The organism is Butyrivibrio sp. XPD2006 (assembly GCF_000420865.1).
Classification (GTDB): domain Bacteria; phylum Bacillota; class Clostridia; order Lachnospirales; family Lachnospiraceae; genus Butyrivibrio.
In genome coordinates this window covers 207,321-225,095 of the sequence record NZ_ATVT01000003.1, presented here as the reverse complement: position 1 = coordinate 225,095, position 17,775 = coordinate 207,321, and the positions used below count along the sequence as shown (strand labels likewise).

Annotated in this window: 15 protein-coding genes; all 15 read right to left on the bottom strand. The window is 44.9% G+C overall.

The genetic code is table 11. The features are described 5' to 3' along the window. Nucleotide 1 precedes the first annotated feature (1 nt). The 15 genes from G590_RS0104790 to G590_RS0104720 all read right to left on the bottom strand — a co-directional run bounded on the left by G590_RS0104790 (nucleotide 2) and on the right by G590_RS0104720 (nucleotide 17,663). Nucleotides 2–1,024 carry a LacI family DNA-binding transcriptional regulator gene (locus G590_RS0104790; RefSeq protein WP_022764536.1) on the bottom strand — a complete coding sequence of 341 codons (1,023 nt, stop codon included), beginning with the start codon at nucleotides 1,022–1,024 and terminating at the stop codon, nucleotides 2–4. 20 nt (nucleotides 1,025–1,044) lie between these two features. Beyond that, nucleotides 1,045–1,482 carry a type II 3-dehydroquinate dehydratase gene (locus tag G590_RS0104785; protein WP_026493937.1) on the bottom strand — a complete coding sequence of 146 codons (438 nt, stop codon included), beginning with the start codon at nucleotides 1,480–1,482 and terminating at the stop codon, nucleotides 1,045–1,047. Then, the gene (locus G590_RS18435; protein WP_022764534.1) at nucleotides 1,479–2,048 is read right to left on the bottom strand and encodes a DUF1961 family protein; all 570 of its coding nucleotides are present in this window, start codon (nucleotides 2,046–2,048) and stop codon (nucleotides 1,479–1,481) included. Before G590_RS18435 ends, G590_RS0104785 begins: the two co-directional genes overlap by 4 nt. Before the next feature lie 18 nt (nucleotides 2,049–2,066). Next, a complete protein-coding gene (locus G590_RS0104775; RefSeq protein ID WP_196802468.1) occupies nucleotides 2,067–3,092 on the bottom strand; it encodes an acyltransferase family protein in 1,026 nt (341 codons plus the stop codon). 5 nt (nucleotides 3,093–3,097) lie between these two features. Continuing rightward, nucleotides 3,098–6,361 carry a carbamoyl-phosphate synthase large subunit gene (gene carB / locus G590_RS0104770; RefSeq protein WP_022764532.1) on the bottom strand — a complete coding sequence of 1,088 codons (3,264 nt, stop codon included), beginning with the start codon at nucleotides 6,359–6,361 and terminating at the stop codon, nucleotides 3,098–3,100. A gap of 26 nt (nucleotides 6,362–6,387) precedes the next feature. Further along, a complete protein-coding gene (locus G590_RS0104765) occupies nucleotides 6,388–7,506 on the bottom strand; it encodes a carbamoyl phosphate synthase small subunit (protein ID WP_022764531.1) in 1,119 nt (372 codons plus the stop codon). A gap of 84 nt (nucleotides 7,507–7,590) precedes the next feature. After that, nucleotides 7,591–11,400 (bottom strand): phosphoribosylformylglycinamidine synthase, encoded by a 3,810-nt coding sequence (locus G590_RS0104760; RefSeq protein WP_022764530.1) that lies wholly within the window; start codon nucleotides 11,398–11,400, stop codon nucleotides 7,591–7,593. A gap of 73 nt (nucleotides 11,401–11,473) precedes the next feature. Further along, nucleotides 11,474–12,070: a TetR/AcrR family transcriptional regulator gene (locus G590_RS0104755; RefSeq protein WP_022764529.1), complete on the bottom strand. Its 597-nt coding sequence runs from the start codon at nucleotides 12,068–12,070 to the stop codon at nucleotides 11,474–11,476. A 90-nt stretch (nucleotides 12,071–12,160) separates the two neighbouring features. Continuing rightward, complete coding sequence (locus G590_RS0104750; RefSeq protein ID WP_022764528.1) at nucleotides 12,161–12,634, bottom strand: hypothetical protein; 474 nt, start codon at nucleotides 12,632–12,634, stop codon at nucleotides 12,161–12,163. A gap of 97 nt (nucleotides 12,635–12,731) precedes the next feature. Further along, nucleotides 12,732–13,235 carry a zinc ribbon domain-containing protein gene (locus tag G590_RS18430; protein ID WP_022764527.1) on the bottom strand — a complete coding sequence of 168 codons (504 nt, stop codon included), beginning with the start codon at nucleotides 13,233–13,235 and terminating at the stop codon, nucleotides 12,732–12,734. 45 nt (nucleotides 13,236–13,280) lie between these two features. Then, the gene (locus G590_RS0104740) at nucleotides 13,281–14,177 is read right to left on the bottom strand and encodes an HAD family hydrolase (protein WP_022764526.1); all 897 of its coding nucleotides are present in this window, start codon (nucleotides 14,175–14,177) and stop codon (nucleotides 13,281–13,283) included. A gap of 65 nt (nucleotides 14,178–14,242) precedes the next feature. Further along, nucleotides 14,243–15,823 (bottom strand): PP2C family protein-serine/threonine phosphatase, encoded by a 1,581-nt coding sequence (locus tag G590_RS20430; protein WP_022764525.1) that lies wholly within the window; start codon nucleotides 15,821–15,823, stop codon nucleotides 14,243–14,245. After that, nucleotides 15,798–16,340 (bottom strand): HAD family hydrolase, encoded by a 543-nt coding sequence (locus G590_RS18420; RefSeq protein ID WP_022764524.1) that lies wholly within the window; start codon nucleotides 16,338–16,340, stop codon nucleotides 15,798–15,800. Before G590_RS18420 ends, G590_RS20430 begins: the two co-directional genes overlap by 26 nt. Beyond that, complete coding sequence (locus tag G590_RS0104725) at nucleotides 16,321–17,193, bottom strand: ParB/RepB/Spo0J family partition protein (RefSeq protein WP_022764523.1); 873 nt, start codon at nucleotides 17,191–17,193, stop codon at nucleotides 16,321–16,323. The genes G590_RS18420 and G590_RS0104725 overlap by 20 nt, the downstream gene beginning before the upstream one ends. Then, the gene (locus tag G590_RS0104720; protein ID WP_022764522.1) at nucleotides 17,190–17,663 is read right to left on the bottom strand and encodes a GNAT family N-acetyltransferase; all 474 of its coding nucleotides are present in this window, start codon (nucleotides 17,661–17,663) and stop codon (nucleotides 17,190–17,192) included. Before G590_RS0104720 ends, G590_RS0104725 begins: the two co-directional genes overlap by 4 nt. Nucleotides 17,664–17,775 lie beyond the last annotated feature (112 nt).

Below are 17,775 nucleotides of genomic sequence, written 5' to 3'. Positions count from 1 at the left end.
ATCAGCTAAGAGCTTTTACACTGTCTTTTTCTATCAGATGTCCTGTAATAATGTGCGTTCCCATTTTCACATCCTCTCCATTTAAAAGAGATGTCAGATAGGAAACTGCCTTCTGCACCATAACAGGCATATCTACTTCATAAGTGGTTATCTCCACGTCACAGACTCCCGGGAAAATAAAGTTATCATATCCTACTACCGAGAAATCTTCGGGAACCTTGTACCCCTCTTTCTCCAGCCTCTTAATAAGTACTCCTGCTGTAAGATCGCAGTTACATACAAAAGCTGTGGGAAGTTCCAGCGGAAGTGGAAGCTTATCAGGTTCAAAGATGATTCCGGTATTCTTATCTCTGTCATCAATCTGCCAGTCAGGCCTTACCTGAATTCCATGCTCCATCATGGACTTTACATATCCAAGATATCTGTCGGTAATTGATGTTGTCTGCAAAAGAGATCCCACAAAGGCAATATCTCTGTGACCTTTTTCAAACAGGTAATTGGTCATATAGTAGGAGCCGTAGAAGCTGTCTGATATAACAGACACTTCATCTCTGGACTCGTCGCAGAAATCCAGATATACCAAAGGAATATCTCCTGCCACGCTCTTTATAAACTCGCAGTACCGCCTTGAAAATTCACCCTGCATCACAAGAGCATCTATCTTGTTTTCCCTAAGCAGATTCGGAGCCGTCAGCTCTTTTTCCATGTCATGGGTTATCAGCTCTAAGATAGTGAAATCTCCCTGAGCACCAAGTCGGCTTGTGAGCATCTGATACATCTGCAGATAAAATGAATTGTATTTGCTAAAGTATTTGTCGTGAATGATAATGCCTATGTTATGGCCCTTTACTTCACTGCGGGTAGCAGCGGAGGGCTGAACGTATCCCATCTCATCCGCAAGCCTTAAGATCTGCTGACGGGTACTCTCACTGACACCCTTCTGTCCCGTGAGGGCTTTGGATACCGTGACAACACTCACTCCAACTTTTTTGGCTATGTCTGCCATCTTAACTGTCTTTGCCATGTAAGTAATCCTTTGTTGGTTTATTTAAGCGCTTCGTGTATATAGTCCATAGCCTCAAGATAGCCGTTAAGGCCATGTCCGTATATCTGTTTATCACAGGCAGGAGCTGTAACGGAAACCTTTCGAAACTCCTCCCTGGACTGGATATCCGAGATGTGTATCTCAACCTTGATGATATTCTCAAGGCTCTTTAGCGCATCGTGGATAGCATAACTGTAGTGGGTATATGCTCCGGGATTTATGACAATCCCTTTCGTGCCGTCGCTGTAAGCCTCCTGAAGCCTGTCGATAATGGCTCCCTCGTGGTTTGACTGATAGCATTCCACCTCATCACCATCAGCTGCCGCCTTGTCTTTTATCATATTGCAGAGATAGTTATAATCCTGATTGCCGTAAACCGCCTTCTCCCTGATTCCGAGGAAGTTCAGGTTCGGTCCGTTGATAACTAGTATCTTCATATCCATGTCACCTTTAAATTTTTATAGAGAGCCTCTGTCCCGGAAAGCTGTCCAAGCCCCATATTGCCTCCTGTCAGTATCTCACCGAGAGTAATTCCGTCATCATGGAAATGGACCAGCTCCAGATTGTTTATTCCATAATAGACATCTTTTCCGCGCTTTACCATAGAAAGCCGGTACCAGGTATCCTCCGCAGCGCCCGCCATGGGGTCTGCTCCTTTATATACCATATTCTCCGGGCCGTTCTTGTAGAGTGAGCAGGTGTGAAAAGACCTCTCTTCTGCCAATCCTCTGTTGTAGTAAGACAAAAGAAATTCCGATATCTTATCGCCTGCATTCTTGGCTGCGAAGTGAAGCTGCGCTGTTCCGGAATCTGACAAAGGCTTAAATTCCCAGTCAATCCTGACATCAGCCGGAAGAGGCTTTGTATACCACAGCACTGTCTCTTCTGCAGATGTCATGCGCATCGCGCCTCCGGCAAAAGAAATCCCGCCGTTTCCCTCAAAGCTTAAATCCTTTATATCTAACTCATTATCAAGAGCATTCTCATAAATAACCCTGGACATAAAGACTTGTATCTCCAATCAGATTTTTTTATTATTTCCGATAAGTCTTCCGGGAATACCAAGAACCAGAGCAAACGGTACTGAGAATATTATAACAGACCACCAGGTCCAAAGCCCATCGGCAAGTATCCCTTTTTCTACAAAAAATGCTCTAATATCTATCACAAAGAGATGAGCCATAAACAATTCAAATGAATACTTCCCGAAAAACTCAAATACGGAAAGCACTATCCTTCCGGGTCCTGCCTTACTTACAAGGTCTGATGCACAGGAAATCAGAAGACACAAAAACGGTGCTATAAGCATAAACACATACCATGCAAGACCGGTTTCCCATATATGCGAATAAAAGTATCTGTCTACGATGTAGAGAACAACAACGCCCAAAAAGCCTGCTGCCGTAATAAGAAAAGCGTCGTTTTTACTCACATTTCTCTTTATGACTCCCGCTTTACCAAAACACATTCCGATAAAAAATACAGGAAGTCTTGAAAAAGCTATTAATAATCCCTGATCTCCTATAAACGGAACAGTAAACAGGATCATCAGTGCGGTAAGCATTACATATTTGACCGGTGCAACAACTCCTTTTAACAATTCAAAAAGAAGTGGTGCAAGAATATAGAATACAAGCAAAAGACCGATATACCAGTTAAACGCAATGCCGGCAGATGAAAAATATTGAACTCCCAGAAAATTACCAAGTATAGCCTTTAGGTCAACCTGATTTTGAATAAGCTTCAAAGCCGACCACATGATCAGGAAAAACCAGTAGGACGGAAGGATTCTTTTAAGTCTTCGCTTCATAAAGCCGAGGGGACTGCAGTCCCTGCTCAGGGAATAGTAACATCCTATTCCCGACGCAAAAAGAAACATGTCCACCCCTGCATATCCATACAGCTGCAATTTCAGCAGCAACGGATTGGTAATAAAATCATGGGGAAAATGATAGTAAATTATCCATACTATAGCAATTCCCATCCATATGCTTCTGTATTTGTACAGATCATCATATGTCACGTTATTTCTTTTTTCACTTGCCATAAGCATCACACCTTAGCAATATCTATAAGCTCAAGGCTCTCCTCATTGGCCGAGCACTCAAGGCTTGTTACCAGAGCTCTGGCGGTATCCAGTGCAGTTATAACATTTACACCGGTCTCGATTGCTGTTCTTCTGATGAGGAATCCGTCTCTTGTCTTATCTCTTCCCTGAGTAGGAGTATCGATTACAAGATCGATCTTGTGACCGAGGATAAGGTCGATGACTGTAGGAGATTCCTGGTTGATACGATTTATCTTTCTTGCCTTTACGCCGTTCTCGTTGAGCGTCTCGGCAGTTGATCTTGTGGCGTAAATGATGTATCCCAGCTTCTCATAACGCCTTGCGATCTCGATGACTTCACCCTTGTCGGAATCTTTGACGGTGATGATCATCTGCTTGTGCTTCGGAAGATTTACTCCTGCGCCAAGGAAAGCCTTGTAGAGAGCTTCATTGAAACTCTTACTGATTCCGAGACACTCACCGGTACTCTTCATCTCAGGTCCGAGACTGATCTCAGCACCTCTGATCTTCTCAAATGAGAATACAGGCATCTTGATGGCGATATGCTCAGCTTCCTTCTGAAGTCCGGGCTCATAGCCAAGGTCTTTTAATTTCTTGCCGAGCATAACCTGTGTTGCAAGATCAACGATCGGAATACCTGTAACCTTACTGATGTAAGGAACGGTACGTGAAGACCTGGGGTTAGCTTCAATGATGTATACCTCATCTCCGACAGCAATGAACTGGATGTTGATAAGGCCTATTACATGAAGTGCCTTTGCAAGTCTTCTTGTGTATTCTGCGATAGTGTCTTTTACCTTCTGTGAAAGAGACTGTGCGGGGTAAACCGAGATTGAATCGCCGGAGTGGATTCCGCTCCGCTCGATATGTTCCATGATACCGGGGATGACGATATCCTCGCCGTCACACACAGCATCTACCTCTGTCTCAATACCCTGAAGATACTTATCTACGAGGATTGGATGATCCTGAGCATATCTGTTGATGATGCCCATGAACTCCTCGATTTCCTGATCGGAAAGAGCTATCTGCATGCCCTGTCCGCCAAGAACGTAGGAAGGACGCACCAGTACAGGATAGCCGAGGCGGTTAGCAACCTCTTTTGCCTCCTCAGCTGTGTACACTGTAGCTCCCGCAGCACGCTTGATCTGCGTCTCTTCAAGGATGCGGTCAAATATCTCTCTGTCCTCTGCAGCATCAACGTCCGCAGCATCGGTTCCGTAGATCTTTACACCCATTTTCATGAGGTCCTGAGTGAGCTTGATCGCAGTCTGACCACCAAACTGAACTACAGCTCCGTCAGGCTTTTCAAGCCTGACGATATTCTCAACATCCTCCGGTGTAAGAGGCTCAAAGTAGAGCTTGTCTGCAATATCAAAGTCAGTACTTACAGTCTCAGGGTTGTTGTTGATAATGATGGTCTCGTAGCCGGCCTTCTTAAATGCCCAGGTTGCATGAACAGAGCAATAGTCAAACTCAATACCCTGGCCGATCCTGATAGGGCCTGAACCAAGGACAAGGATTTTCTTCTTGTCCGATTCCTTTAAGCGGGCTTCATCCTCCGAATCGGGTCCGTTGTAAACCGAGTAATAGTAAGGTGTCTGGGCAGCAAACTCAGCAGCACAGGTATCAACAAGCTTGTAGGAAGCCTTAATATTATAGAAATCCCTCAGCTCTTTTAACACTGAAACATCAAATCTTGTGAAGCGGGAAATTACGCTGTCGGGATACTCAAGGCGCTTTGCCTCAAGAAGAAGGTCATAACTTATGGCCTTCTTGGCATCTTCGAGAGTGCCGGTCTTTCCTGCTGTGTTCCTCTCTCCTGCACGAAGCAGACGAAGTTCCATCTTGACCAGTGTATGGAGCTTGTCTATAAACCAGAGGTCGATCATGGTGATCTCATGGATCTCATCATGACTGAAGCCGCGACGAAGTGCCTCTGCTATAACCCATATTCTCTGATCGTCAACCACTTTAAGGCGCTCCCTCAGATCATCGTCGTCAAGGTCTGAGAAATCATAACTTGTAAGGCAGTCCACATGCTGTTCAAGAGAACGGATAGCCTTCATCATTGCACCTTCAAAGTTAGTACATATACTCATAACCTCACCGGTTGCCTTCATCTGTGTAGTGAGGGTCCTCTTGGCGGTTATGAATTTATCGAAAGGAAGACGCGGGAACTTGACTACGCAATAGTCAAGAGCAGGCTCAAAGCTTGCATAGGTCTTACCTGTAATTGCGTTTTTAATCTCATCCAGAGTGTATCCAAGAGCGATCTTGGCAGCAACCTTGGCAATCGGATATCCCGTTGCCTTACTTGCAAGAGCGGATGAACGGCTTACCCTTGGGTTAACCTCAATTACACAGTACTCAAAGCTTGTGGGATGAAGAGCAAACTGTACGTTGCAGCCTCCGGTGATCCCCAGCTCATTGATAATGTTAAGAGCTGAACTTCTGAGCATCTGGTATTCCTTGTCAGTAAGGGTCTGTGATGGAGCAACAACTATTGAGTCGCCGGTATGAACGCCGACAGGATCGATATTTTCCATGTTGCAGACGGTGATGCAGTTCCCTGCTCCGTCACGCATTACCTCGTACTCGATTTCCTTCCAGCCTGCGATGCAGCGCTCAACAAGAACCTCATTGGCTCTTGAGAGTCTGAGTCCGTTCTTTAATATCTCTTCGCACTCTGCCTGGTTATGAGCGATACCGCCGCCGGATCCTCCAAGTGTAAAGGCGGGACGAAGAACTACCGGATAACCGATCTGTTTTGCAAAGGCAACGCCGTCCTCAACGTTGTGAACAACGGTTGATGCTGCGCAGGGCTCTCCGATCTTTTCCATGGTATCCTTGAATTCCTGTCTGTCCTCAGCTTTTCTGATGGTCTCAGCAGTAGTTCCAAGAAGTTTTACATTGTGGCTCTTTAAAAAGCCCGACTCATCAAGCTCCATACCAAGGTTAAGTCCTGCCTGGCCTCCGAGGGTCGGAAGAATTGAGTCAGGTTTTTCTTTTTCAATTATCTGCTCAAGGACCTTGACTGTAAGAGGCTCGATGTATACCTCATCAGCGATGTCCTTATCTGTCATGATGGTAGCGGGGTTTGAGTTTACGAGTACAACTTCAACTCCCTCTTCCTTCAGTGATCTGCAGGCCTGTGTTCCGGCGTAGTCAAACTCCGCAGCCTGTCCTATTACAATGGGTCCCGAACCGATTACGAGAACCTTTTTTACATCTTTATTCTTTGGCATAACTACAAATTCCTTCCTACTAAAGCTTAAGCGCGCATCATACTGATAAAACGATCAAACAGATAACCGGTATCCTGAGGTCCGGGGCATGCTTCCGGGTGGAACTGAACCGTGAATATGTTCTTGCCCACATACTTAAGTCCCTCATTGGTGCCGTCGTTGACATTCATAAAGGCAGGTTCTGCAACTGTTTTGTCCAGCTTATCCGTATCCACAACATATCCGTGGTTCTGTGATGATATATAAACACGGCCTGTTGCAAGGTCTTTTACCGGATGATTGCCGCCTCTGTGACCGTAATGCAGCTTGTAGGTATCGCTTCCTGTTGCCAGGGCCATGAGCTGGTGTCCAAGACAGATGGCAAAGATCGGAACATCCGAGTTATAAAGCTTCTTGATCTGCTCAATTACTCCTGTGCACTCCTTTGGATCTCCGGGGCCGTTTGAAAGCATGATTCCGTCGGGCTTATCTGCAAGGATCTCCTCGGCTGTGGTGTTGTAAGGATAAATTGTCACCTCACATCCTCTTGCAAGAAGCGCATCAGAAATATTCCTCTTGGCGCCCACATCAAGAAGGGCAACCTTAAGGCCTTTGCCGTTCTGCTCTTTAGCAATCTTAGGGATCTTCTCGCCTCTTGGGTTAGGTGCTGTGAGCTTCACCTTCTCTTTGCATGAAACCTTAGAAACTACATCCCCTGTTGTATAAGCATGAAGCTTATCCTTAATGCTCTCGTAAGTAATGCTCTCATTGGTAGTGATATACCCGTTCATGGTACCCTTTTCCCTGAGAATCCTTACCAGTTTCCTTGTATCTATACCTTCAATTCCGGGAGTCTCATACTTCTCCAAAAACTCCTGAAGGCTCATGTCACACCTAAAGTTTGAAGGAACCCTTGCCATCTCCCTGACTATAACAGCATCCGGCCAAATCTTCTCAGACTCCATATCATCCAGGCATACGCCGTAATTTCCAATAAGCGGATAGGTCATACAAACTGCCTGTCCCGCATAAGACGGATCGGTAAACACTTCCGTATACCCGGTCATTGAAGTATTAAAAACTATCTCACTGACAACATCCTTATCAGCTCCGATATGCTTCCCTTCAAAAACCGTTCCGTCTTCAAGTATCAAAAACGCCTTCATCAAAAACCTCCAAAAACATCTAATAAGTCTTCAAGGTCACATGAAGATTCATGCAAGCATGAACTTCCTGTGACTTTGAATCCCTTAATCACAAAAATACTTAACGCCTGATTCGAATATCTTAAGATCCTGCTCACCGAAGATATTTATAGCCACACCATCTCCGTGACGCTCTGAGTGAGCCATCTTACCAAGACATCTTCCATCCGGAGAGAGGATTCCCTCAACAGCCATGTAGGAACCGTTGATGTTCCACTCGTCGTCCATGGTTACGTTGCCGTCGAGGTCGCAGTACTGGGTTGCGATCTGTCCCTTGGCAAAGAGATCCTTAAGGACATCGTCAGGTGCAACAAATCTTCCTTCACCGTGGGATGCAGGGTTTGTGTAAACTCCGCCGAGCTCTGCTCCTGTGAGCCATGGTGAATTGTTGGAAACTACTTTTATGTATGCCATCTTGGAGATGTGTCTTCCGATGGTATTGAATGTAAGTGTAGGTGAATTCTCAGTCTGTCCTGTTACATGTCCGTAAGGTACGAGACCGAGCTTGATCATAGCCTGGAATCCGTTGCAGATACCAAGTGCAAGTCCATCCCTGTTATCAAGAAGATCTTCTACTGCTGCCTTGATCTCCTCATTCTGGAAGGCTGTCGCAAAGAACTTGGCACTTCCGTCAGGCTCATCACCTGCCGAGAATCCGCCCGGGAACATGATGATCTGAGCGTTGTTTATAGCGTTCTTAAACTCTGCAACTGACTCTCTGATGTCCTGTGCATCCCTGTTTCTGAAGATCTTAACGTTTGTCTCGGCTCCTGCTCTTCTGAAGGCTTCTGCAGAATCGTACTCACAGTTGCTTCCCGGGAATACAGGGATGAATACTGTAGGCTTTGCAACCTTGTTCTTGCATACGTAGATGCTCTCTGCCTTAAAGAGATCAGACTTAACTTCGCTCTTATCATCTGAAACCGTTGAAGGAAATACCTTCTCAAGCTTCTCTTTCCAGTTTGAAAGAGCTTCTGAGAGCTCGATAACAGCTCCGCATGCCTCAAACTTAGCATTATCTGTTACTTCACCAATCTGCCTTGCTCCGCTTACTGCAAGGGCATCAGCTGCAAACTCTGCAGGAACTTCGGCAATGATGTTACCCATATCGTTAGCAAAAAGCTCTTTTGCAGAAATGCCGTCTGCTATCTTAACTCCAAGACCGTTACCGAAGGCCATCTTACTTACTGCTGCTGCGATACCGTAAGCATCCTCAGCGTAGGCTGAAACAATCTTGCCTGCTGCCATAAGCTCTTTTACCTGACCAAAGAGTGCGCAAACCTTGTCGTAATCGGGAAGGTCAAAGCTGTCCTTAGGAAGAACGAACTGAACAAGCTTATTACCGCTCTTTTTAAGCTCAGGTGTGATGACGTCCTTAAGTCTTGCAACGTCTACAGCAAAAGAAACCAATGTAGGCGGAACGTTTATCTCGTTAAAGGAACCGGACATTGAATCCTTACCACCGATGGATGCGATACCGAACTTCAGCTGAGCCTCAAAAGCACCGAGAAGTGCTGTGAAAGGCTGACTCCATCTTGTCGGATCCTCAGTCATTCTCTTGAAGTATTCCTGGAATGTGAAGTGAAGGTTCCTGTAATCACCACCGCTTGCAACAATCCTTGCAACAGACTCTGTAACAGCAAATGCTGCGCCGTGATATGGGCTCCAGCTTGAAAGGTATGGATCAAAGCCGTAGCTCATCATGGTTACTGTATCTGTCTTACCTGCAAGAACAGGGAGTTTAGCGATCATGGTCTGGGTCTCGGTGAGCTGGTACTTACCGCCGTAAGGCATAAGAACCGAGCCGGCACCGATTGATGAGTCAAACATCTCAACAAGACCTTTCTGTGAACATACGTTGAGGTCCTTCATCTCAGAGAGCCATGCCTTCTTAACATCGCCTTCTTCAAGTGCCTCTTTTGCGCCCTCGCTGGCGATGGTCTCAAAGTAGTTGTCATCCTTGGAAGGAATCTCTACTTTAACTTTTGTTTCCTGATGAGCTCCGTTGGTATCAAGGAACTCTCTCTTTATATCAACAATCTTCTTGCCTCTCCAGTTAAGGACAAGTCTTGGCTCCTCGGTAACAACCGCAACTTCTACCGCCTCGAGGTTCTCCTCTGCAGCATAGGCAAGGAACTGCTCTGTATCTTTCTTGGCAACAACTACTGCCATTCTCTCCTGTGACTCTGAAATAGCGAGCTCTGTTCCGTCAAGACCTGCATACTTCTTGGGCACAAGGTCAAGATTGATATCAAGTCCGGGTGCAAGCTCACCGATGGCAACAGAAACTCCGCCGGCACCAAAGTCGTTACACTTCTTGATAAGCTCACTTACTTCAGGACGTCTGAAGAGTCTCTGAAGCTTTCTCTCTGTAGGAGCATTCCCCTTCTGAACCTCAGCCCCGCAGCTGGTAAGTGACTTGGAGTCATGAGCCTTGGATGAACCTGTAGCTCCGCCGCAGCCGTCTCTTCCTGTGCGTCCGCCGAGGAGAATGATGATATCTCCGGGATCTGCGCTCTCTCTGATAACATGCTCCTGAGGAGCAGCGCCCATTACAGCACCGATCTCCATACGCTTTGCAACGTATCCGGGATGATAAACCTCTTTGACATAGCCTGTTGCAAGTCCGATCTGGTTACCGTAGGATGAGTAGCCTGAAGCAGCACCTCTGACAAGCTTTTTCTGTGAGAGCTTGCCCTTCATGGTCTCAGCAACGGGAACTGTAGGATCTGCAGCACCTGTTACACGCATAGCCTGATATACATAGCCTCTTCCTGAAAGCGGATCTCTGATAGCACCGCCAAGGCATGTGGCAGCACCACCGAAAGGCTCGATCTCAGTAGGATGGTTGTGAGTCTCATTCTTGAAGAATACCAGCCAGTTCTCGGTCTTTGGTCCCTGACCGTAATCAACCTCAACAGGAACAACAACTGTGCAGGCATTGTTCTCCTCAGATACTTCCATATCTGTAAGCTTGCCGTCAGCCTTGAGCTTCTTCATTCCCATGAGCGCAATATCCATAAGGGAGATGAATTTCTCTTTCTTCTTGTCATCGGTCTTGTAGAGCTGATCTCTTGCTGCAAGATAGTCCTTGTAAGCACCCTCGATGGGCTCTTTGTAGAAGCCGTCGCCGAACTCTACATTTACAAGTTCTGTTCCGAAAGTTGTATGACGGCAGTGGTCTGACCAGTATGTATCAAGAACCCTGATCTCTGTCATTGTTGGATCCCTGTGCTCGTCAGATACGAAGTACTGCTGTATCCACTTAAAGTCATTGAAGGTCATGGCAAGACCAAGAGACTTATAGAGCTCCTCAAGGTCTTTTTCCGGCATGTCCTTAAAGCCATCGAGGATCTTAACATCCTCGGGCTCATCGTAATTCTCAACAAGAGTTTCAGGCTTAGTATCTGCTGCAATTCTGGAATCAACCGGGTTCATGGTGTAGTCCTGAATCTTCTTCAGTTCTTCGTCAGATACATTACCGATCAGCATGTATGTTACAGCTGTCTTTATAACAGGCTTCTCATCGCCTTTGATAAAGCGCACGCACTGTTCTGCGGAATCTGCCCTCTGATCGAACTGTCCCGGAAGAGCCTCAATGCTGAACACCCTTGCATTTTCCGGAATCTCAATTTCCTCTCTGTAAAGGATATCTACAGGTGGCTCTGAAAATACGGTTCTGCAAGCCTTTTCAAATACTTCATCGGATATGTTCTCTACGTCATATCTGATAAAGATTCTTACCTGTTCAACACTCCTTATCCCCAGGTAGCCTTTGATCTCAGACTTAAGTTCCTTTGCCTTGCCGGCGAAAGGGGCTTTCTTTTCCACATAAATTCGTCTTACTGCGCTCATAAAATCTCCTCTTTCCTAACAACTTATTTATTAAAAAAGTGCTTTAGAATTAACTAAGCACTTTTTAAACTAATTAATTATTTAATTCATCGGGCACTAACCCCTCTAATACATACATCAGCTCTCTGTCAATGGCTTCTTCTGTAACGCCGATGGTCTTGGAAGCAATTTTGAGGCCTTCCACCACGTACATAAGATTGCGAGCACAACCTACAGGGTTCTCGCAATAGAATTCACCGCTATCAACGCCATTTTCTATAAGCTTCTCAACAATCCTTACAGCTGTATCAAACTGGTTTTTAAGAGGATTGTCTTTGGCAGCTGCCTTATGAAGAGAGAAAAACTCATAAGTGGCAACTGTGAGATTGTTCTTTTTTCTAAGGATTTCTTTTTTCTGTTCCTTGAGGAAAAGAGCCAGCATATCGCCGGCGGATGCATCACCTGAAAGCGCTGCAACAACTGCTTCTTCATCATCCTCAGAGGAATCGTCTGCAAGAACTGCAAGAAAGATTTCTTCTGTACTTGAGAAATAGAGATAAAGACCCCCACGACTGATTGCACAGGCGTCTACAACATCCTTCATGGTAACATTCTTGAAACCTTTTTCGGAAAAGACTGCTCTGGCCTTTTCAAGAATGTACTTTTTCTTCTGGACTGACTTCTCTCCCATTTCTCCTCCAAAAACCTTTTCACTTTATCACAAGGAAGTTCTGCCTCGCTGCGCTCACCAGGACACGTTCAAACTAGCTTCGACAAAACCTCAGCAAGTTTTCACAGCCCAAAATTTAACGAGTTCGTCCATTTTCTTGACCACGTTGTACAAAACTCCGTTGCGGACTCCCTCAGCCCACACAGTACCCTTGGTCATACCTGTAAGAATGTATTTGGACAGGATGCCGGCAAGATCATCAATATCTGTGATCTGCGCATCATGAATAATGGTAAGCTCATCCTTGGCTGAACTTATACGATGTCTGGAATATACATAGACATAGTTACGATCGATAAGAGCCGTATTCTGAGCTGCCTTAACAAAAGAAAGCAATGTAGAATCATAAATCGGAAACGGCATAGACTTGAGTTCAGAATTGCTATAGCTCTGAGCCACTTCATTGCTTGCATTATCTTTAAGCCAATTCAAATATGGAACTAACTTGTCAAGCTCAGGACGGTATCTTGAAACAATGTCTTCTACGCTGTTCTCATTGACACTTCCGTCATTTTCCATGGTCATTGAATCCCGCATCCCTTCTGGCTTTCAGCCACTTTTGTGTTGGTTTATCAAAAATCATTATATCAATTACAGCTAAAAAAGTACAGATTATTTTCCCTTAATACTGAATATAGCGAGGCTTCTCATCTTTCATCATAAACATGAGAAATCCGGCGATTCTGCTGACAAAAATACATGTGCATACCTTAAATGCTGTTCCGAGAGGCTCTTCTCTGTCGAGCTTCTTCCAGGCAACAATGGTCATCGGAACACACCACAGAAGCGGAATCAGATAATAGGTTGCTCCTGCAATGCAGGCCACAACAAGCATGACCTTGATGGCGGTCGCATAGCTCTTATTCTGAGCCCTGTCCTTCATGGCTGCCTGAGCCTGCCAGTCCATTGGCTGCTGTGGCAAAATCGCAGGCTGCTGTACAGGCAGTGTCTGTCCCTGCATTACCGGCTGCACAGGCACTGACGACTGACTGATCGTCGGGTCCGGCTGTATATCCATAACCGTTTTGGGAGCCTGTATCTTGGGCTTACCTGTAGCTGCTCCGCAGTTAGGGCAAAAAGCATCTTCCTCGGCAAGCGGTACTCCGCACGCGTTACAGTTAGTCATTGCAAAAATCCTCCGTAATAAAACACAAAACAATAAGTATAACTATCAATATCTGACGCCCAGATTGTGAAGCTCTTCTACAGCCTGGTCATAATTCCTGTAATCAATACCGTGCCAGCCCAGACTTCTCGCCGTCTTTATGTTGGCAGGCGTATCATCTATAAACACAGTCTTCTCAGGCACAAGCTCATACCTCTCCATGAGAAGCTTATAAATCGCCTCATCGGGCTTGACTACATGATCTCTGTAGCTGAGTATTCCTCCGTCAACGACATCAAGAAAAGACATTGCATCTCTGCAGCCTTCAAGAGCCTGCTTGCTGAAATTGGAAAGGACAAGTACTCTGTATCCTGCTGCCTTTAAAGACTGTATCCACGGAATAGCTTCATCTCTCTTGGTAACAACATCAGTCAGATCAGAAAATGCGCTCTTGAGCTCATCTCCGATTTCAGGATCATTGTCTGCAAATCTCTGACAGATCTGCTCTGTAGTGAGGTCTCCTTTATCAAATTCCACCCAGTCCTTACTATAAACGGATGCCTTGCCCATTCTCTCAACCATTTCCTTGTCATATCCCTTATTTTCAAGGAACTGATCCCAGGCAAAGTTTGTGAGCACGTTTCCGATGTCAAAAACGACAGTATCGATCTCACCTTCAGGTACTACATTTCCGTATTTATCATGCTTCTTGTTACTGGTCATCGGATCAAGTGAAGCCACAGTATGTCTTCCTGTCAGAGCACCAATAGCCCAGATGAGAAGCCAAAGAAGAATAGGCACAGCTATTGTCGCTGCCACGCATCCTATAAATACATTGTAGGTATCAGGTGAACCTGTAAGTGCTTCATATAAAAGAAGAAGGTACATGCCAACGAGTACGACTATTCCGACCCAGGCAAGCACCCTCTTATATGGTTTAGTTGCTTCTTTTTTGTCATTCATTATAGTACATATTCCTCGCATAAAAATTCATATCATCTACGCCAGGGAATATAATACACTATAAATTATTGGTTGCCAAGATATTTAAAACTCAGCATTGTAATATCGTCAAACTGTGGAGCATCACCCACAAATTTATCAATTTCTTCAGTCACAATTTCACATACGCGCTTCGGATCGGCATCAGGTTCTTTATTGAGAGCCTCAAGAAGTCTTGTTGTCTTAAAGAGCTGATCTTCAGCATTGGTAGCCTCAGTCACACCATCCGTATAAACAAAAAGACTGTCTCCCGGTTCAAGCTTAAACTCGTTCTCTCTGAACTTAAGTCCCGGAAGAGTAGCGACAGCAGGAGAATGTCTGTACTTGGAAAGTTCAAACTCTCCGCCTGCCCTTCTTATCACAGGATGCTCATGTCCTGCATTTGCTTCCACAACCTTACCTGTCGATATCTCCAGAATTCCAAGCCATACAGTTACAAACAGCTCTGCTTCATTGCCCTCACAAAGCTGGTTGTTAACATCAAACAGTACCTCTGAAGGCGATATCCTGCCTCCGCTTAAAGTTCTGTTCTTTATATTGGTCTTGGCATTCACCATGAAAAGAGCTGCCGGAATTCCTTTACCTGATACATCCGCCATAACAATCACAAGATGGTCACTGTCCAGGAAAAAGAAATCATAAAAATCTCCGCCGACAACCTTGGCAGGATGCATTGATGCATAGATTTCAAACTCGTTTCTGTCCGGGAAAGGCGGGAACTCACTCGGAAGCATATCAGACTGTATCTTGGCTGCGACATCAAGCTCAGCGCTTATTCGCTCTTTCTCAGCAGTGATGGTCCTGATATCGTCAATGTAATTCACAATGTCTTTTTCCATGCTGCCAATCTCTTCGGCCAGATCCTGCAGTTCATCACCGGTCTTAATGGCACTCAGGGTATCATCCGACTGAGCGTTATTTTTGGCAAATCCGCTGACATTGTTTCTGATGGTCAGAAGCGGACCGATAAGATTCTTTTTCAGAGCTGTATAACTGAATATGATGTACAAGAGCAAAAGGAGCAGCGCTATTATCACCATATAAAAAACATATTTGTAGAGCGTAGAGAGGATCACTTTCATGTTGGTGTCTACAAATAAAAGAGCTACAACCTCTCCGCTGCTGTCCTTAACCGGAAGACAGCTGGATGTCAAAAAGCCGTACTTTTTGGATTTCCTGATCAGATAGCTCTTTGGCCTTACTCCCTCCCTGTAGGCTGTCCATATCTCGTCAAAAGAAGCCGAGATTGGATCGGAGTCACCGATAAATGTGGCAGGATCGTAGACATAACGCATAGTCTTGTCTTCATAGGGAACGGCAATATATATGTACGCAGCTCCCGAGTGTTCCTGCATATTTCTAAGATATGATGACATCTCCTTATAATAGTCATCGCTCCTCCAGGTGGTTGTATACTCAGCAATCCTGTCATGGTCAATCTCATCGAGAATGATATTCGCGATGACATATCCATTGGCGTTATATTCTTTTTGAATAGCACGGTTAAATATAACAGATCCACTGATGCACATAAGAGCGCTTAGGATCAGAGCAAAAAGGCTTATGCTCAACACGCTCTTTTTAGTTACCGTCCACCTGATCTTCATCCTTTATCCCCTCCCGGAGTTCTTTTCTGTGTCTTACCTCTCCGGCGAATTTTATTATCTTTTCCTTCCACTCATCATCCGGTCCGTCCAGCTGATAAGCTTCATAGCCAAAAGTTCTCCCCTGAGTGCAGATAATGGATTCATCGTCGATATGCAAAGATATCCTGTATCTGCTCGGAACCTTCTGAGGAAGGAGCTGACTGCTGTTTTTCTGCACTTCCCTGAGATGCCTGTTCCCGTTGATTATACCATCAAATTTGATGCCATAGTGACGAAACAGTCCTTTTATATATCTTTCACTGCGAAAAGATGATGTGTATACCCAGACTTCATATCCCAATTTCTGAAGAGTGTTTATAAGCTCAGGTGTTCCAAGCCGCAGCCTCTCCTTGTATATCCTGTTGAACGGGAACTTAAGCTCCGGCTCTGTCTTGTGTGTCTTGGGATATACAAAGAGAACCTCATCCAGATCAAAGGATACCCTCATCTTTTCTTCATTATTCTGTCTTTTCCTCATTGAATCCTCCGATAATTGTCATGATCTGATCGGCCCAGTTCCCCTTCTGTTTATCAATAGCAAAATCTTCGAATTCTTTTGTTCTTGTATTGATCCTGACCACAGAATCATTATCAATGCTCAGCGTGTATTTATATGTGTCGGCAATAAGGCTGTCGAAATCACTTCTGCTCATCGCACTTAAGGATTTCTGCCTTTCGGCACCTGTTATGACTCCATTGATCTTCACGTGATAATGCTTGAAGTAATTAAGGACATAGTCCATTGAATAATACTGTGAAGTATAAACCCAGATATCATAACCATACTTGGCAAGATTATGGAAAAGTGCCGGCACTCCAAGCCTGATATCTTCCTTATACATACGGTTAAACGGAAACATGAGTTTTTTCTCAACCGTTCCTTCATCACCCTTAGTAAAGACAACCTCATCAAGATCAAGAGAAACCCTCTTATCATGAACCGCACTCTTTATCATTTCCTTAATGTCTGCATCGTGAGTAAGATTCACGAGATTTACCGGAACCTTTTTCCTGCCGACATTATAGTAAGCCGCCCATCTGTGATGACCGTTTATCAGCATATAGCCGTCGGGATGCATCTTCTCGATGATAAGCGGCTCTTCAGCATAGAGATTTACGTTAGTCCTGAAAAACTGCTCGTACTCCGAAATAATGCGATAGCTCGGTCCTACCTCAGGTTTTGTAAACTCGTCATCAGGATTTGGATGCAGCTTCATAACATCCACCTTGCTTGTAAAAAGCCTCTTAAGAGGCCCTGATTTTACCGGGAAAGCAATTCCTTTGTAGATTTCAATTTGGTTTTTCAGATAATCTTGAAAGCGTTCTCTCATTCCAGAATAATCTCCATCACTCTTTCCTTCGTGGTCATTCCCATCTTTTCATAGAAGTGTTCCGCTGCGTCATTTCCGTTCCAGACACAGAGCGTCACTTCATAACATCCAAGCTTTTTCGCCTCTTTCTTTACATATTCAAAGATTTTCTCTCCAATGTGCTCTCCGCGATATTTCTCATCCACACACAGATCATCTATGTAAAGAGATTTATGAGGTACCATTGTGCTGGTGAATGCAGGGTTTTTCAGCTGACAGAACGCATAGCCCATACAATAGTCTCTGTCATCAGCCGCCACGAAAATCGGTTTCTCGTCATCCGGGACCATTTCCTTTAAATCATCTTCACTGTACTTGGTTGTGCCTGAAACAAAGATGTCAGGTCTTATGCTTGCATGAATCTCAAGCACCTGTCCCAGCAGTTCCATAATTCTTTTTATATCTGCTTCTTTTGCTCTTCTTATTATCATAGTGTGCTCTCCTCCGTCTTTCTTATTATACTATCGGAAAGCACACTGTGATAAGACAAAACCCCTCGCGCAGGAGCAAGCCATACGCAAAGGGCTTTTAACGTTTTATGCG

Bases quoted from the DNA above. Each gene is read 5' to 3' on its own strand.
- G590_RS0104790 (WP_022764536.1), bottom strand. From the start codon at position 1,024: ATGGCAAAGACAGTTAAGATGGCAGACATAGCCAAAAAAGTTGGAGTG.
- G590_RS0104785 (WP_026493937.1), bottom strand. From the start codon at position 1,482: ATGAAGATACTAGTTATCAACGGACCGAACCTGAACTTCCTCGGAATC.
- G590_RS18435 (WP_022764534.1), bottom strand. From the start codon at position 2,048: ATGTCCAGGGTTATTTATGAGAATGCTCTTGATAATGAGTTAGATATA.
- G590_RS0104775 (WP_196802468.1), bottom strand. From the start codon at position 3,092: ATGGCAAGTGAAAAAAGAAATAACGTGACATATGATGATCTGTACAAA.
- carB (WP_022764532.1), bottom strand. From the start codon at position 6,361: ATGCCAAAGAATAAAGATGTAAAAAAGGTTCTCGTAATCGGTTCGGGA.
- G590_RS0104765 (WP_022764531.1), bottom strand. From the start codon at position 7,506: ATGAAGGCGTTTTTGATACTTGAAGACGGAACGGTTTTTGAAGGGAAG.
- G590_RS0104760 (WP_022764530.1), bottom strand. From the start codon at position 11,400: ATGAGCGCAGTAAGACGAATTTATGTGGAAAAGAAAGCCCCTTTCGCC.
- G590_RS0104755 (WP_022764529.1), bottom strand. From the start codon at position 12,070: ATGGGAGAGAAGTCAGTCCAGAAGAAAAAGTACATTCTTGAAAAGGCC.
- G590_RS0104750 (WP_022764528.1), bottom strand. From the start codon at position 12,634: ATGACCATGGAAAATGACGGAAGTGTCAATGAGAACAGCGTAGAAGAC.
- G590_RS18430 (WP_022764527.1), bottom strand. From the start codon at position 13,235: ATGACTAACTGTAACGCGTGCGGAGTACCGCTTGCCGAGGAAGATGCT.
- G590_RS0104740 (WP_022764526.1), bottom strand. From the start codon at position 14,177: ATGAATGACAAAAAAGAAGCAACTAAACCATATAAGAGGGTGCTTGCC.
- G590_RS20430 (WP_022764525.1), bottom strand. From the start codon at position 15,823: ATGAAGATCAGGTGGACGGTAACTAAAAAGAGCGTGTTGAGCATAAGC.
- G590_RS18420 (WP_022764524.1), bottom strand. From the start codon at position 16,340: ATGAGGAAAAGACAGAATAATGAAGAAAAGATGAGGGTATCCTTTGAT.
- G590_RS0104725 (WP_022764523.1), bottom strand. From the start codon at position 17,193: ATGAGAGAACGCTTTCAAGATTATCTGAAAAACCAAATTGAAATCTAC.
- G590_RS0104720 (WP_022764522.1), bottom strand. From the start codon at position 17,663: ATGATAATAAGAAGAGCAAAAGAAGCAGATATAAAAAGAATTATGGAA.